Genomic DNA, 14,324 nt, shown 5'->3' with positions numbered 1-14,324 from the left:
TATTGCTTTAAGGCAAAAGTCTCCAGGCGGAGGCAGCCGTGCGCAAAGCGGGACTATTTCCCTTTTTCGGGGCTGCATCAGGATGCGGCGGCCGCACGCAAGCGCAAAAAACACGGCGCGAAGCGCGCCATCAGGGGTGAAAGAGGCAATGTCCGGGCAACGGTACGCCCGCCGCCGGTGGCTCAGGCCGTAAAAGCCGGTTGAACAGCCCCTGCGCAGGGGCCCCAGACTGGGTGGACTGCGTCAGTCGACGCGGACCATGACCCTGGCGTGCTCGGTGATGCCGATCACATTGAAGAAAGCGGCCACGAGGCGGTTGACGTCGGAAAACTGCACGGCGCGGTTCTCGGCTTCGCGGGCCGACACCCAGTTCAGCAGCGTCCCCGCCGCGGAAAAATCCACGCGGATCAGCTTGGAGCAGGAGATCAGCATCATGTCCGCGCCCATCAGCTTGGCCTCGAGCTTGTCGAGCACCGCGATGGCGTCGCCCTGCACCTGCCCGGACAGCTCTACCGACAGCAGATTGCTCATCTGCGAACTCGGCGCATCCATCTGGGTATCGCCCTCGATGGCGCTGAGGCTGGAGGACACCGAATCGCGGTAGACGTCGCCGATGATGGCCTGGCTGCTCAAAACGCCGCCCTGGGCGTCTATGGGCTTGTACTCGCAGCGCGCGCTGTCCCAGGCCGGCGGAGAGACCTCATAGGTGACGCAGAAGTCGAGCGCCGCGAGTTCAAAGTCGTCGGGCCGGTGCGTGACACGCAGCGCCTCCATGCGCAAAAGCCACCAGGTCTGGACCGTGTCGCGGCTGCCCGAGGGCGTGGCGTCCTGCAACACCTTCTGCAGCTGCGCGTCGCCCATGAAGCGCAACTGGACGGGCTGGGCTGCCCAGCTGCTGAAAACCTTGTACAGCGGCTCCACCGCGGCGGCCTCAATGGTCTTGAGGTTTTTCCAGTCCAGCCGCCACGGCATGGGCGCCTTGGCCATGGCCGCCTTGAGCGTGGCCACCGTCTGTATGCCCAGCGTTGAAGGGCATACCCAGTCGGCAGCGGGACCGTTGCTGGCCTTACTGCCCGCCGGTTCGGTGAGTTTTTTCACCATGTCGGGCATGGAAAACCACTGAGGCGCCGACCGGTCAAAGCGCTCGACGAACTGGATGGCGGCCGTTTCAAACTTGTCTTGCTGGGCCGTGGCGCGGTACAGGTCGAACAGCGTCAGCCAGGTATCGGCATGGCCGGCGCGCGAACCGTTAGGAGCCAGGATTTCGAGCAGGCCGGCTTCGGCCCCTGCGTCGTCACCGTTGGCAAAGCGGATGGCCGCTTCTTCGAGTTCGGCGTCATGCTCGACCCCTTCATCGACATCGACGGCGCTGAATTTGGAATGCGAAAAACCGGAGCTACCGTCGTCGCTGCGAGCGCTGATCCCCGCCAGCCCACCGGGCAAACCAACGGGCGCGGGAGCGGCGGGGGCAGGAACGGAGCTTGGAGCGGGAGGTCTGGCCGCCGGCGCACCGCCGGCACGCGCTTCCGCAAGTGCGATGGACAAGGAGTCGGGCGCGGTGGGCGAGGCGTCCAGCGGCGCGGCCTCCGTTGGCTCGGGTTTTTTAAAGCCCGGGGTTTGCAGGCCCGCCGGGGCCGTGGCCCGGTAGGCGGTTGGCAAGGCGTTGTCCAGCAGCGGCGCTTGCACCGAGGGATTCCTGGCGCCCGTGGGCGAGGCATGCGGAGGGGTGCTGTCGGGAATCCCGCCATTCTTGGTTTTCCACCACTGCATGGACATCTGCGCTTCGATCTCGTCGATCTTCTTGAGCGTGGTGGCCCTGTCGTCCGGCTTGGACGGCATGCTGCTCTGGAAGAAGGAGGGCCGCCCGGTCGGATCCTGGCCCACGCCCACCATGGCCTCGCGCTTGCGCATCTTGCGCAGCATGTCGAATTCGCGTTTGCGCACAAAATCGTTCTGCCGCTTGCGCTCTATCATTTCCTTGAGCAACTGCTTGCTCATGGCTTCGTCCCTGTCCGTTGCTGCCGCGTCCAGGTCGGCCCAGTTCGTGGCCGGATTCCGGACGAACTTCACCATCTTGGACAGCAGGCCTGAAGCGGTATCTTCTTTGGACATGGCAGAACGACTCAAATAAACATCAACGGCAGCCTGGCGTCAATCGCCAAACATTTTTTGCTTGAGCTCCCGGCGCTGCTGGGCTTCCAGGGACAGATTCGCCGTGGGGCGGGCGATCAGCCGGCCCACACCGATGGGCTCGCCGGTCTCGTCGCAGTAGCCGTAGTCGCCGGAGTCGATGCGGGCAATCGATTGCTCGATTTTCTTGAGCAGTTTGCGCTCACGGTCGCGGGTGCGCAACTCAAGGGCGTGTTCTTCCTCGATGGTGGCGCGGTCGGCCGGATCGGGCACCACGACGGTGTCTTCACGCAGGTGTTCGGTGGTTTCGCCGGCGCTGTTGTGGATGTCCTGCTTGAGCACCGACAGCTTGTGGCGGAAGAAAGCCAGCTGCTTTTCGTTCATGTACTCGGAGTCGGGCATGGCCTTGACTTCGTCGTCCGTCAGCTGCTCGGCGGATTTGGTCTTCCAGTTGTTGGCAAGCTTGGGGTCTTTTTTGGCCGCCGCCTGGGGTGGCGGCGCGATCACGCGTTCGGTCATTGTGGAGTAACTGGCTTTGGCTGCGTCGGGCGCATGGGTTGGCACCATGGGTGCGGGAGGGGGTGATTGGGTGGCGACCCGGGCCGAACTGCGCCGCCCGGGTTTCAGGGGCGGCGGAGCCATGAGCCCGGACACCACGGGAGCGGGAGCCGGCGCTGGCGCGACGGCAACCACAGCTGGCTTGGCCGCGGGTTTTGCGGCAGCTTTCACCACAGGGGGTTTGGCAGCCGGTTTTGCGGCGGGTTTCGGTGGGGATTTGAGCACTGGCTTTGCGGGTTTGGCGACGGCCTTGGCCTTGGGAGGCACAGGCTTGGCGGCGGTTTTCTTGACGGCTGCGGCAGGTTTTTTGGGAGCTGCAGCCTTGGGCGCCGGCTTGACGGCCTTTTTCGCGGCGGGTTTGGGCGCCGGCTTGGCTTTGGCGACAGGCTTGGCAACTTTTTTCACGGCCTTGGCGGCGGCTTTGGGCGCCGGCTTGGCTTTCACGGCTGTCTTGGCGGCCGGTTTGGCTGCAGCCTTGGCGGGTGTCTTGGTCTTCTTCGCTGGGGCTTTCACAATGTGTCTCCTCTGGAAAGCAGCCTTGGAACGGCCCTGAGGCCTCTGCGGCGGCTTCCTGGCCAGACTGCCGCTGTGCGGCAATCCAACCCTAGCTGTAGCCAGATTTCCTGGTTTGTCTGCCGCCCGCCAGTCCTGAAAACCGCTAAATAGCGGCCCTCAACCCGCTTTTTAACCGGTTTTATACCTGACTGGCCTCCCGATTCGATATTTCGGGTATTTTGGTCGGCGCGCGATTGTAGCGGCTCGCCAGCGCCCTGTGACACCCAAAAAACAAATCGTTGGAGAATCGAGACAAACATGAAGCCCTCCGCCTTTTATTAGGCTACAGGCGGACAGCCTACCTCAAACCAGGCATTGCTCCAGGCCCTGCACAAAAATATCTTTGGGCAGGTCTATGCCGATGAACACCATCTTGCTGTTTTTCTTCTCGCCCTCGGCCCAGGCGGGGCCCAGGTCGCTGCCCATGAGCTGGTGCACACCCTGGAAAATCACCTTGCGGTCGGTGCCTTCCATGTTCAGCACGCCCTTGTAGCGCAGCATGCGGGGGCCGTAGATATTGACCACCGCACCCAGGAAGTCCTCGAGCTTGGCCGGACTGAAGGCCTTGTCGGAGCGGAAGACAAAACTTTTGACGTCGTCGTCATGGTGGTGATGGTGGCCGTGGCCCTCATGCCCGTCATGGGCATGGGAGGGGTGGTCGCAATGCTCGCCGTGTTCATGGTCGTGGTCGTGGCCGGCGTGCTCGTCTTCCTTGAGGAAATCGGGGTCGATGTCCAGCTTGGCATTAAGGTTGAAGCCGCGCAGGTCGAACACGTCCTTGATCGCCACTTCGCCGAAATGCACGGCGGTCTGCGGGGCGCGCGGGTTCATGTGCTTGAGCCGGTGCATCAACGCGTCGACTTCGTCCTTGGCCACCAGGTCCGATTTGCTGATGAAGATCTGGTCGGCGAAACCGACCTGGCGGCGCGCCTCCTGGCGATCATTGAGCTGGCCGGCGGCGTGCTTGGCGTCCACCAGGGTCAGGATGGAATCCAGCAGGTACTGCTCGGCGACTTCCTCGTCCATGAAAAAGGTCTGGGCCACCGGGCCGGGATCGGCCAGGCCCGTGGTTTCTATCACCACGCGGTCGAAGTCGAGCAGACCCTTGCGTTTCTTGGCGGCCAGCAACTGCAGCGTCTCCCGCAAGTCCTCGCGGATCGAGCAGCAGATGCAGCCGTTGTTCATCTGGATGATGTTTTCCGTGGTGTCGTTGACCAGGATGTCGTTGTCGATGTTTTCCTCGCCGAATTCATTCTCGATGACGGCGATCTTCTGGCCGTGCGCCTCGGTCAGCACGCGCTTGAGCAGCGTGGTCTTGCCGGAGCCCAGAAAGCCGGTGAGGATGGTGACGGGGATCAAGCTCATGGTATCTACCTAAAAACGGGGGTTGCAGGAATGCGGGCGGGCCGCGAGAACCCAAGCTGGGGAGTTTAGCGGCGGGTTCAAGCCCGGCTATGGGCTCTGGTGAATACCACCTCGGCCAACAGTTACTTTATACAGACGCTGTCAAGCCCCGGCCTGCCCGTCAGCCCCCTACCCGTTTGACCAACACCAGCCCCTTGAGGTATTCGCCTTCCGGGAAGGCCACCGTCATGGGGTGGTCGGGGGCACCCCCCATGCGCTCGGAGATGAAGGCGTCCACACCGGCATCGATGCCGGCCGAGGCCACGATCTTGTGGAACAGGTCGGCGCTGATGCCGCCCGAGCATGAATAGGTGAACAGCACGCCGCCCGGCGACAGGATGGACAGCGCCAGGCGGTTTATGTCCTTGTAGGCGCGGGCGGCGCGTTCGGCGTGCGTCACGGTCGGCGCGAACTTGGGCGGATCCAGCACGATGGCGTCGAAGGTCCGGCCCTCCTTCTGATACTGGCGCAGCGAGGCGTTCACGTCGGCGTCGAGCAAGGTGGTGCGGCCGGCGTCAAAGCCGTTGAGCGCCACATTGGCCCGGGCCCGCTCAATCGCCGGAGCCGACGAATCGATGGAGGTGACGTGCCCGGCGCCGCCGGCCAGCGCGGCCACGGTGAAGCCGCCGGTATAGCAGTAACAGTTGAGGACCTGGCCGAACTGCAACCGCCGCGTGTAGGCGGCGAACTTCTGCCGGCTGTCGCGCTGGTCCAGGTAAAAGCCGGTTTTGTGGCCTTCGGCGATGTCCAGGCTGAGTTTCCAGCCATGTTCGGTGATGGTGATGCCGGTGTCGCCCGAGCCTTTGAGCCAGCCGGTGACTTCCGGCAGGCCTTCCAGCGCACGGGAACTCGCGTCGGAACGCTCATAAAGACGGGTCAGCCCGGTCTGCGCCAGCAAGGCGTCGACGATCACGCTTTTCCATTTTTCGGCGCCGCAACTGGAAAACTGGGCCACCAGGGTGTCGCCGTAGCGGTCCACCACCAGGCCCGGCAGGCCGTCGGATTCGCCGTGGACCAGGCGCCGGCCGTCGCTCTGGATATCGAACAGCTCCCTGGCCTTCAGGGCCTGGGCGATGCGGGCCGCGAAAAAAGCCGCGTCTATGCGCTGGGCCTCGTCAAAACTCCAGACCCGCGCGCGGATCTTGGAGGCCGGGCTGAAAGCCGCCCAGCCCAGGAACTGGCCGCCGTGGCTTTCCACCCGCACCGTTTCGCCGGCATCGCCGCCGCCCTTGGCGATGGCGCCGTCAAAAATCCAGGGGTGGCGCCGCAACAGGGAGCGCTCCTTGCCATCCCGCAATCGAATTGTTTTCATGGTGCTATTGTCGCGGCAGGTCGTACAAACCCTGCCCGACCGCGCCATCCCTCGCACAAACAGCCACCGAGACAGCCCTCTAAACTCGTGGCGGTCACTTTCCAGAAAGTTTGCGACAATCGTAAATTAATGATTTTTGATTACTTTTTCCTGCGACTAAAGAAAACCAGGCCATTGACGGGCGCGGTGGTTCGCAGGCCCGCGGCCATACGCACCCTGTTGCTGGGCTTGGCGATAAGCCTGCTGATGGGTTCGCTGCTGGCGCTCACCAGCCTGGACGCCCGCTCGCGCACGGTGCTGGACCTGGACGCCCAGATACAGCCGGTGGCGCTGCAGGACTGGGGCGACTACTGGATAGACACCACCGGCAAGTTCACGCCCGAGCAGGTCGCCGCCACGCCCGACATCCCCTGGAAGCCGACGCGCGCCGACGCGATCTACCCGGTCACCAGCGGTTCCTCGATGTGGGTGCGCTTCAACGTGCCGCCCGCGCCCGACAGCGAGCGCTGGTACCTCGAGGTGCCCTACCCGTCCATAGATCGGGCGTCGCTGTACACGCTGGACGGTGCCGGCCAGTGGAACGAGCAGCGTGCCGGCGACCTCGTGGCGGTCAACACATGGCCGGTGCCGCACCGCCACCCGCTGCTGCCCATCGCGCTGTCGGCCGAAACCCCCTCCAATTACCTGCTGCGCCTGGAAAACGGCCATGCCTTCAGCGCGCCGCTGCAGTTCATCAGCGAAGGGCGGCTCAGCTACTCCGAGCAGCGCGTCTCGCTGATCCTGGGCATTTTCTTCGGCCTGGCCGGCCTGGCCGCGCTGATCTCGGCGCTGGGCGCCGTGTCGCTGCGCGACACCGCCTACGGCTTTTATGCCTTGTGTGTGACCTTGCTGGCGCTGACCCAGGCCACCGTCACCGGCATCGCCGGCCTGCACCTGTGGCCGGCCTGGCCCGGCTGGAGCGACGTCGCGACCTCGGTGCTGCCCATGCTGACGGTCTCGGCCACGCTGCTCTTCATTTCCGCGGCCGTGGCCCTGCCCGAACGCTCGCCGCGCCTGCACTGGCTGATGGTGGGCCAGGCCGCGCTGGGCGCACTGGTGGCGGTGCTGCTGGCGCTGCTGCCAGCCGCCTCCCGCATGGACGTGTTCATCCCCATCATGCTGATCCTGCAGTTCAGCGGCATGCTGGTCATGGGCTGGGCCTGGCGGCGCGGCGACCGCTTCGCGCCCTGGCTGATGCTGGCCTATGTGCCCGTGCTGGTCGCCGCCGGCTGGACCATGGCGCGCAACGCCGAACTGGTGCCCATAGGCTTTCTGACCCAGCACGGGATGCAGCTGGGCGTGGCGCTGCACCTGCCCATCGTCATGCTGGTGCTGATGCTGCGCAGCCAGCAGCGCCGCGAAAACATACGCCGCATCCAGGGCCTGGACCGGGTGGACCCGGCCACCGGCCTGATCAACGGCCATGTGTTCGCCGAACGCCTGATCCGCATGATCGCGCGCTCCGAACGGCTGCGCCACCAGAGCGCGGTGATGATCATCGACCTGGTCAACTCCGAGCAAATCCAGCGCGACTTCGGGCGCAAGGCGGCCGACGAGCTGCCGCTGCGTGTGGCCGAGCGCCTGTTGTCCACCGCGCGCGAAATCGACAGCGCCGCGCGGCTGTCGGAGCGGCGCTTCGGCATGCTGGTGGAGGGCCCGTTCAACGCCGAAGACGCCGGCACGCTGGGCCCGCGCATCGTGGCGCGCTGCCTGATGCCCTACAAGGGCCTGCATGTGGACTGCGTGGCGCAGGTGCACGTGGCCTATGCGCTGGTGCCCTACCAGGGCTCCAATGCGCAGGGCCTGCTGACGCAGCTCGAAGAACGCCTGGCCTCCGCGCCCGCCGAAGGCAAGCGCGCGGTGTTCATGCTCGGAGAGCCGCAGCCCCTGCGGCCGGTGCGTCGCGACCGGCCCAAGGCAGCCTGAATCCCGCTCAGGTTTTGCCCTTGGCCGGGCCCGCGGCTTTTGGGACCGCGTTCGGGGCATGGCCGGCTTCAACAGGCAGCGCCGGCGCCGGCAAGCCCGTGCCGGCCCTGGACACCGCCCGCGGATGGGCCGCGTCGTACACCTTGGCCAGGTGCTGGAAATCCAGCCGCGTGTAGACCTGCGTGGTCGTGATGTTGGCGTGGCCCAGCAATTCCTGCACCGCGCGCAGGTCGCCGCTGGACTGCAGCACGTGGCTGGCGAAGGAATGGCGCAGCATGTGCGGGTGTACCGGCGTGGCCAGCCCGGCCTTCAGCGAGCGCTGCTTCAGGCGCACGCGTATGTGCTGCGGCGTCAGGCGCGTGCCGCGCTGGTTGATGAACAGGGCATTGTCCTCACGCGCCCAGCCGCTGCGCGCCGCCAGCCACTGCCGCAGCACCAGCAAAGCCGCATGGCCCACCGGCACGCTGCGCCGCTTGGAACCCTTGCCCAGCACATGGGCCTCGGCCGCATCTAGGTCTATCCAGCCGCGCGCCTGGGCACTGGCCCGCACGTCCAGCCCCACGAGTTCGGCGATGCGCAGCCCGCAGCCGTACAGCAGCTCGGTGATGCACTGGTCGCGCAGCGCCAGCACCGGGTCGCCTTCAGCGGCGTCGGCGTTATAGGCGGCCAGTTGCACGGCCTCGTCCACGCTCAGCGCCTTGGGCAGGGGCTTGGCGGCCTTGGGGGCGCGCACGTCCTGCACCGGGTTGCCCTTGATCAGGCCCTCGCGGCCCAGCCAGGTGTAAAACCCGCGCCAACCCGAGAGGATGAGCGCGATGCCGCGGCCGCTGCGCCCGGCGCCGTGCATCTGCGCCACCCAGCGCCGCATGTGGATGTTTTGCACCTCGGTCAGCGCCACGCCGGCCTGGCCGGCGTTGGCCTCGAGTTTTTGCAGGTCCAGCGCATACAGCTCCACGGTGCGCGAAGCCAGGCGTTTTTCCACGCGCACATGCTCGAGGTAGCGCTCGACCAGCGGGTGCGAGGGCGGCACCGGGCCGCCGGCTTCGGGCGCAATGTCCGGCGCGGGAGGGGATGCCTGCGCCATGGCCGTGGTGTTTATTCGGCGGCCACCGGCTGGGGCCGCAGGCGCGTCAGCGCCGCGCTGGCGAGCTCGCCCAGGCGCTCGAGGAAGTCGGTGCCCATGCCGCTGTGAAAGCGTTCGGGGTCGGGCGAGGCCAGCACCAGCAGGCCCGAGGCGTCCGCACCCGGGGCGGCGCGCAGCGGGATCATCGCCATCGACAGCGCCACCGCGGGCTCGGGCAGCCAGCCGGCGGCTTCAAAGCCCGAATTGACGCCGCAATAAGGCGCGCCCAGCGAGGAGGCAAAGGCCTTGGCGTCCTCGCTCACGCCGGTGGCGAAACTTTCGTCCGAAAAAATACCGTTCACGTCCCAGACCTTGATCGCGGCCTGCGGGATCAGGAACTCGGTGGTGATGCCCTCGACCACGGCGCCCGGCAGGTCGCGCGCCTGCGCCGCCTGCAGCAGCTTGCGCGTCCAGCGCTGCATCTTGTCGGCGATGCCGACGTTGTCCTGGCCGTGGCGGATCATCTCGACCATGCGTGTTTCCAGGCCCTTGATTTTTTCGCGCAGCATGAGCGCCTGGCGCTCCTGCAGGCTGACCGCGCGGTTGCCGTGGCCGCTGGACAGCTGCACCGAAGCCAGCAACTCGGCATGGCGCTCAAAGAAGTCGGGCGTGTTGGCCAGGAAATTGGCGATGTCGTCTTCGGTGATGGGATGTTCGGTTGGGTTCATCTCGGCATTGTCCTCAGTTTTGTGGCGGGCGCAAAGGCATCCTTTGCCCGCGTTACATCCGCTTTCGTCGAAAGGCGGTTTTCAGATCCCGTCGGGAATGTTGATCTCGGATTCAAACACCGTCGTAGCCGGCCCGGTCATCATGACCGGCGCATCCAGCTTGCCGGTCCATTCGATGGTGAGCCGGCCGCCGCGCGTCGCCACGTCCACCCGCGCGTCCAGCAGGCCCCAGCGTATGCCGGCCGCCACCGCCGCGCAGGCGCCCGTGCCGCAGGCCAGCGTCTCGCCCACGCCGCGCTCGTAGACGCGCAGGCGGATCTGCCCGCGCGAGACCACTTGCATGAAGCCGGCGTTCACGCGGCGCGGAAAGCGCGCATGGTTTTCGATCAGCGGGCCGGTTTGCAGCACCGGCGCGGTATCGACCTCATCCACCAGTTGCACCGCATGCGGATTGCCCATGGACAGTGCGCCTATGAAAAGGGGCGTCGCCTGTGCCTGCCCCGGAAGTGCCAGCGGCCATTTCTCCCACGACCCCTCGGGTACGGACTCAAGGCCGGCCGCATCAAACGGGATACGCGCCGGCTCAAATACCGGCGCGCCCATGTCGACCGTGACGCGCCCATCGGCCTGCATGCGCGGCTCGATGATGCCGCTCAGGGTCTTGACCCTCACGACGTCCTTGCTCGTCAGCCCCCGCTCGCGCACAAAACGCACAAAACAACGCGCGCCATTGCCGCATTGCTCCACCTCGCCGCCGTCGGCGTTGTGGATCACGTACTCGAAATCAATACCTTCCGCGGGCGAAGGCCGCACCGTGAGGATCTGGTCGGCGCCCACGCCGAAATGGCGGTCGGCGAGGAAACGGTACTGGGCGGTGCTCAGGCCCAACGGGCCCCGGGTTTCGTCGAGCATGACGAAATCGTTGCCCGCGCCTTGCATTTTGGTGAATCGGATTCGCATCAGGGGATTATCTGTGGTTCTTTCTATCCGGCTGGCCCCAAAGCCATAATCCAAAAATGCCCCGCCCTTCCCAACAACTCCACCCCCACCGCGACCCCGCCCCGCTACGTCCGGCCGCCACCGTCCTGCTGCTGCGCGACACGACGCAAGGCATCGAGGTACTGATGACGCGCCGCTCCATGACGGCCAGCTTCGCGCCGGGCGCGTATGTGTTCCCCGGCGGCGGCATCGACGCGGCGGATGCGCAGGCGCACGCCCAGTCCACGCGGCGGGCCACGCAAGGCGATCTGCATCTGACCCAGGCCATCGCCGCGATCCGTGAAAGTTTTGAGGAACTCGGCGTGCTGCTGGCGCGCCATGCGGATGGCAGCCATGCGACCACGGCCGACATCGCCTCGCTGGACCGCAAGGCGCCGTTCGCCGCGCAATGCCGCGAGCGCGGCCTCACGCTGGCGGGCGACGAGGTCTTTGTGCTGGCGCACTGGATCACCGACCGCGACCTGCCGCGACGTTTTGACGTGCCCTTCCTGGTGGCGCGCATGCCCGAGGGCCAGAGCCCGGTGGCCGACGAGGCCGAGCAGTTCGAGCCGGTCTGGGTGCGGCCGGCCGAGGCATTGGCGCGGCACGCGGCGGGCGATTTTTTCATCATCTTCCCCACCATACGCACACTGGAAAAGCTGCGGCACTATGCCGACGTCGACGCGGTGCTGGCCGCCTGCGCATCTGAAACCCCGCTGTGGACCTCCTGCCCGCGCGCCGGGCTGCTGGGCGGCAGGGAGGCACGCTATATGGAGCACGAAGCGCCCTATGGCGAACTCGCGCTGACCTGTCCCGACGGGCAAATCGTGCACACGCTGGACTGGCAAAGCGCGCAGCCCGTGGCGCTGCTGCGCAATGTGAGCCGCCTGACCGCCCCCAACCCGGGTGTGATGACCGGGCCGGGCACCAACAGCTACCTCGTCGGCGACGCGGGCAGCGGCTACATCGTGATCGACCCGGGCCCGGCCGACCAGGAACACCTGCAGCGCCTCTGGCAGGCGGCCGGCGGCGATATCCGCATGATTGTCTGCACGCACTCGCACCCCGACCATTCCCCCGGGGCCAAACCGCTGCAGGCCCTGTGCCGGACGGCGCCGCCCATCCTGGGCCTGCCTTCGGCGCCCACCGCGCGCAGCGCCAGCACCTTCACGCCGGACCGGGCGCTGCAGCACCGGGAACGCCTCACGCTTTCAGGACAAGGGCCGGACGGCGAAACCACCACCCACACGCTGAAGGCGCTTCATACGCCCGGCCATGCAGCCAACCATGTCTGTCTGGTGCTGGAGGAAGACGGCCTGCTGTTCAGCGGCGACCACATCCTCAACGGCAGCACTACCGTGATCGACCCGCCGGACGGCGACATGAACGCCTACCTCGAGTCGCTGGATGCGCTCAGCGCGGCCTGCGACGAACACCGGATCGAATTCATCGCCCCGGCGCACGGTTATGTGATAGGCGCGGCCAAAACCGCGATTGCCCAGCTCAAGGCGCACCGCCTCAAGCGCGAGGCCAAGATCATCGGCGTGATGCGGGCCAAACCGGACGGCACGATGGACGACTGGGTCGCGGCCGCCTACGACGACGTGGACCCGCGCATCTGGCCGGTGGCCAAACGCTCGCTGCTCGCGCATGTGGAACGCATTGAGTCGCAGGGTTTTGCCAATCTGTAGAGCTGCGCGCCCGCTAGCGCAAGCCTGCCAGTCGCCTCAGGCACACCAATTGCTTGGCTTTTGGCGGTCACGGTTTATACTTTTTTTCTCATACCTGCCGGGAACCGGGCCACCAGCCCGCCTTTCCGCGGGATTCTGAACTCACATATCTCAATACTCAGCGAGGTTTTCATGTCTTCCATTTCGACCCGACATTTCCTTCAAAGCGCCGGCATTCTGCTGGCCGGCCTGGTTCTGGCAGCCTGCGGCAAGCAGGAACCCCCAGCGCCCGCCGCCGGCGCATCGGCGCCCGCAGCCTCCGCGCCCGCGCCGGCCGCCAAGGTCTACCTGGTGGGCACCGATGCCGCTTACGCACCCTTTGAATCGCAGAACGAAAAAGGCGAAATCGTCGGTTTCGACATCGAGGTCGTCAAGGCCGTGGCGCAAAAGGCCGGCATCGAAGTGAAATTCGTGAACACGCCGTGGGAAGGCATCTTCAACACCCTCGCCCAGGGCGACCGCGACCTGCTGGTGTCGTCTATCACCATCACGGCCGAGCGCAAGCAGACCATGGATTTCTCGACGCCTTACTTCGACGCACAGCAGCTGATCGCCGTGAAAAAGGACTCGAAGATCGCCAAGTTCAACGACCTGAAAAAACTCAAGGTCGGCGTGCAGAACGGCACCACGGGTGATGAAGTGGTGTCCAAGCTGCAAGGCAAGGACAGCGCCAACATCAAGCGTTTTGAGTCGACGCCGCTGGCACTGAAAGAGCTCGAAGCCGGCGGCGTGGACGCCGTGGTGGCCGACAATGGCGTGGTGGTGCACTACGTCAACAACAACAGCGGCGCGAACTTCAAAACCGTCACCGACGCCAGCTTCGTCGCCGAGCAGTATGGCCTGGCCGTCAAGAAGGGCAACACCGAACTGCTGGAAAAACTCAACAAGGGCCTGGCCGACATCAAGACCGACGGCACCTACGACAAGATCTACACCCAGTACTTCGGCGCACCGAGCGCCACAGCCGCCAAGGCACCCGCAGCAGCAGCCTCGAAATAAGGCCACTCGCCTCAGGCGCCGCCGGTTTCATCCCTGCGCGGCGCCTGCATGACTCCCGACAAGACGATTCCGCTCGCCGGCGCCACACCCGCCGGCCGCAGGCGTGCCCTGCGCGCCATTGCCGTTTTTGAGGCCGCCAAAGGCCTGGCCGCGCTGGCGGCCGGCATAGGCCTGCTGGAGCTGCTGCACCACGACATCCACCGGCTGGCCGTCGCGTTGCTGTGGCGCTTTCACCTCGATCCGGCCCGGCACTACCCCACACTCCTGCTGCACTATGCCGACCTGCTGGGCGCCATCGACCTGCGCACGCTTGCGCCGCTGGCGCTGGCTTACATCGCCGTACGCTTCCTGGAAGCCTGGGGACTGTGGAAGGAAAAAACCTGGGCCGAATGGCTGGGCGCGCTGTCGGGAGCGCTTTACATCCCGCTGGAGCTGGCCCACCTGGCGCACCGGCCCGGCGCCATCAATACCGGTGTGTTGCTGCTCAATGTGGGCGTGGTGGCTTTCCTGGCGTTCCAGCTATGGGCCCGCCGGGGCAAACCCGCGAATAAAGTGTGAAGCCCGCCGATAAGCCGGATTCTGTGCACCGGGCCCCCTTGGAGAAAGCCCGGCGTGACCGCCATTAATCTGGGCCGGGGGTCGCCCCCACGGCTCAATGCTACCTACCCGCCAGCTCTGCGGAACCACATCAACGCTGGCCTACTTGGTATTGCTGCGCGTAGAGATTGCCCGTTTCACCCGGTCCGGGGTTACCCCAAGGCCGACTCGTCTCTGTTGCTCTGATCCTCACCTCACGGTGGAGAGGTGTTACCTCCTACGCTGTCCTGTGCAGTCCGGACGTTCCTCCAGTGCCTGGTTTCCCAGATTGCACCAGCGGCGGTCTGGCGTGCTTCACGGGGCCT

At 65.7% G+C, this 14,324-nt stretch carries 11 protein-coding genes and 1 other RNA gene; 4 read left to right on the top strand and 8 right to left on the bottom strand.

What is annotated here, in order from left to right; all coding sequences use genetic code 11:
* Positions 1-243: 243 nt before the first annotated feature.
* From PMI15_RS05290 to PMI15_RS05275, 4 genes are all read right to left on the bottom strand, one after another.
* Positions 244-2,112, bottom strand: coding sequence for an STAS domain-containing protein (locus PMI15_RS05290; RefSeq protein WP_007864766.1), 1,869 nt, complete (start codon positions 2,110-2,112; stop codon positions 244-246).
* A gap of 39 nt (positions 2,113-2,151) precedes the next feature.
* On the bottom strand, positions 2,152-3,201 hold the full coding sequence (gene dksA / locus PMI15_RS24300; RefSeq protein ID WP_007864765.1) for an RNA polymerase-binding protein DksA: 1,050 nt from the start codon (positions 3,199-3,201) through the stop codon (positions 2,152-2,154).
* A 345-nt stretch (positions 3,202-3,546) separates the two neighbouring features.
* Positions 3,547-4,608, bottom strand: a complete 1,062-nt coding sequence (locus PMI15_RS05280; RefSeq protein ID WP_007864763.1) for a GTP-binding protein — start codon at positions 4,606-4,608, stop codon at positions 3,547-3,549.
* A gap of 160 nt (positions 4,609-4,768) precedes the next feature.
* Complete coding sequence (locus PMI15_RS05275) at positions 4,769-5,959, bottom strand: class I SAM-dependent rRNA methyltransferase (RefSeq protein WP_007864762.1); 1,191 nt, start codon at positions 5,957-5,959, stop codon at positions 4,769-4,771.
* A gap of 186 nt (positions 5,960-6,145) precedes the next feature.
* On the opposite strand from PMI15_RS05275, the gene PMI15_RS05270 reads away from it, so the two are divergent.
* On the top strand, positions 6,146-7,924 hold the full coding sequence (locus tag PMI15_RS05270; RefSeq protein ID WP_238541076.1) for a 7TM diverse intracellular signaling domain-containing protein: 1,779 nt from the start codon (positions 6,146-6,148) through the stop codon (positions 7,922-7,924).
* A gap of 7 nt (positions 7,925-7,931) precedes the next feature.
* Here the strand turns inward: PMI15_RS05270 and PMI15_RS05265 are convergent, their stop codons facing one another.
* The 3 genes from PMI15_RS05265 to dapF form a co-directional block, all read right to left on the bottom strand.
* Positions 7,932-9,008, bottom strand: a complete 1,077-nt coding sequence (locus tag PMI15_RS05265) for a tyrosine recombinase XerC (RefSeq protein WP_007864756.1) — start codon at positions 9,006-9,008, stop codon at positions 7,932-7,934.
* Positions 9,009-9,019: 11 nt separating this feature from the next.
* Entirely contained in the window at positions 9,020-9,715 is a 696-nt protein-coding gene (locus PMI15_RS05260) for a DUF484 family protein (protein WP_007864754.1), read from the bottom strand.
* Positions 9,716-9,796: 81 nt separating this feature from the next.
* Positions 9,797-10,675, bottom strand: a complete 879-nt coding sequence (gene dapF / locus PMI15_RS05255) for a diaminopimelate epimerase (RefSeq protein WP_036837557.1) — start codon at positions 10,673-10,675, stop codon at positions 9,797-9,799.
* A 56-nt stretch (positions 10,676-10,731) separates the two neighbouring features.
* Between dapF and PMI15_RS05250 the strand changes: the two genes are divergently transcribed.
* The 3 genes from PMI15_RS05250 (at position 10,732) to PMI15_RS05240 (ending at position 13,980) form a co-directional block, all read left to right on the top strand.
* On the top strand, positions 10,732-12,384 hold the full coding sequence (locus tag PMI15_RS05250) for an MBL fold metallo-hydrolase (RefSeq protein ID WP_007864749.1): 1,653 nt from the start codon (positions 10,732-10,734) through the stop codon (positions 12,382-12,384).
* Positions 12,385-12,555: 171 nt separating this feature from the next.
* Positions 12,556-13,422, top strand: a complete 867-nt coding sequence (locus tag PMI15_RS05245; protein WP_007864748.1) for a basic amino acid ABC transporter substrate-binding protein — start codon at positions 12,556-12,558, stop codon at positions 13,420-13,422.
* A gap of 48 nt (positions 13,423-13,470) precedes the next feature.
* A complete protein-coding gene (locus PMI15_RS05240; RefSeq protein ID WP_007864745.1) occupies positions 13,471-13,980 on the top strand; it encodes a DUF2127 domain-containing protein in 510 nt (169 codons plus the stop codon).
* On the opposite strand, the gene rnpB is transcribed toward PMI15_RS05240, so the two are convergent.
* Positions 13,975-14,315, bottom strand: an RNA gene (rnpB, locus tag PMI15_RS23955) — RNase P RNA component class A. The two genes, PMI15_RS05240 and rnpB, sit on opposite strands and share 6 nt — an antisense overlap.
* Positions 14,316-14,324 lie beyond the last annotated feature (9 nt).

This window comes from Polaromonas sp. CF318, from assembly GCF_000282655.1.
Taxonomy (GTDB): Bacteria; Pseudomonadota; Gammaproteobacteria; order Burkholderiales; family Burkholderiaceae_C; genus Polaromonas.
Note: the sequence above shows the minus strand (reverse complement) of the source record. Positions and strands in the feature narration are given on the sequence as shown.

Coding starts and splice junctions, on each gene's coding strand:
- PMI15_RS05290 (WP_007864766.1), bottom strand. CDS start 2,112: ATGTCCAAAGAAGATACCGCTTCAGGCCTGCTGTCCAAGATGGTGAAG.
- PMI15_RS05280 (WP_007864763.1), bottom strand. CDS start 4,608: ATGAGCTTGATCCCCGTCACCATCCTCACCGGCTTTCTGGGCTCCGGC.
- PMI15_RS05275 (WP_007864762.1), bottom strand. CDS start 5,959: ATGAAAACAATTCGATTGCGGGATGGCAAGGAGCGCTCCCTGTTGCGG.
- PMI15_RS05265 (WP_007864756.1), bottom strand. CDS start 9,008: ATGGCGCAGGCATCCCCTCCCGCGCCGGACATTGCGCCCGAAGCCGGC.
- PMI15_RS05260 (WP_007864754.1), bottom strand. CDS start 9,715: ATGAACCCAACCGAACATCCCATCACCGAAGACGACATCGCCAATTTC.
- dapF (WP_036837557.1), bottom strand. CDS start 10,675: ATGCGAATCCGATTCACCAAAATGCAAGGCGCGGGCAACGATTTCGTC.
- PMI15_RS05250 (WP_007864749.1), top strand. CDS start 10,732: ATGCCCCGCCCTTCCCAACAACTCCACCCCCACCGCGACCCCGCCCCG.
- PMI15_RS05245 (WP_007864748.1), top strand. CDS start 12,556: ATGTCTTCCATTTCGACCCGACATTTCCTTCAAAGCGCCGGCATTCTG.
- PMI15_RS05240 (WP_007864745.1), top strand. CDS start 13,471: ATGACTCCCGACAAGACGATTCCGCTCGCCGGCGCCACACCCGCCGGC.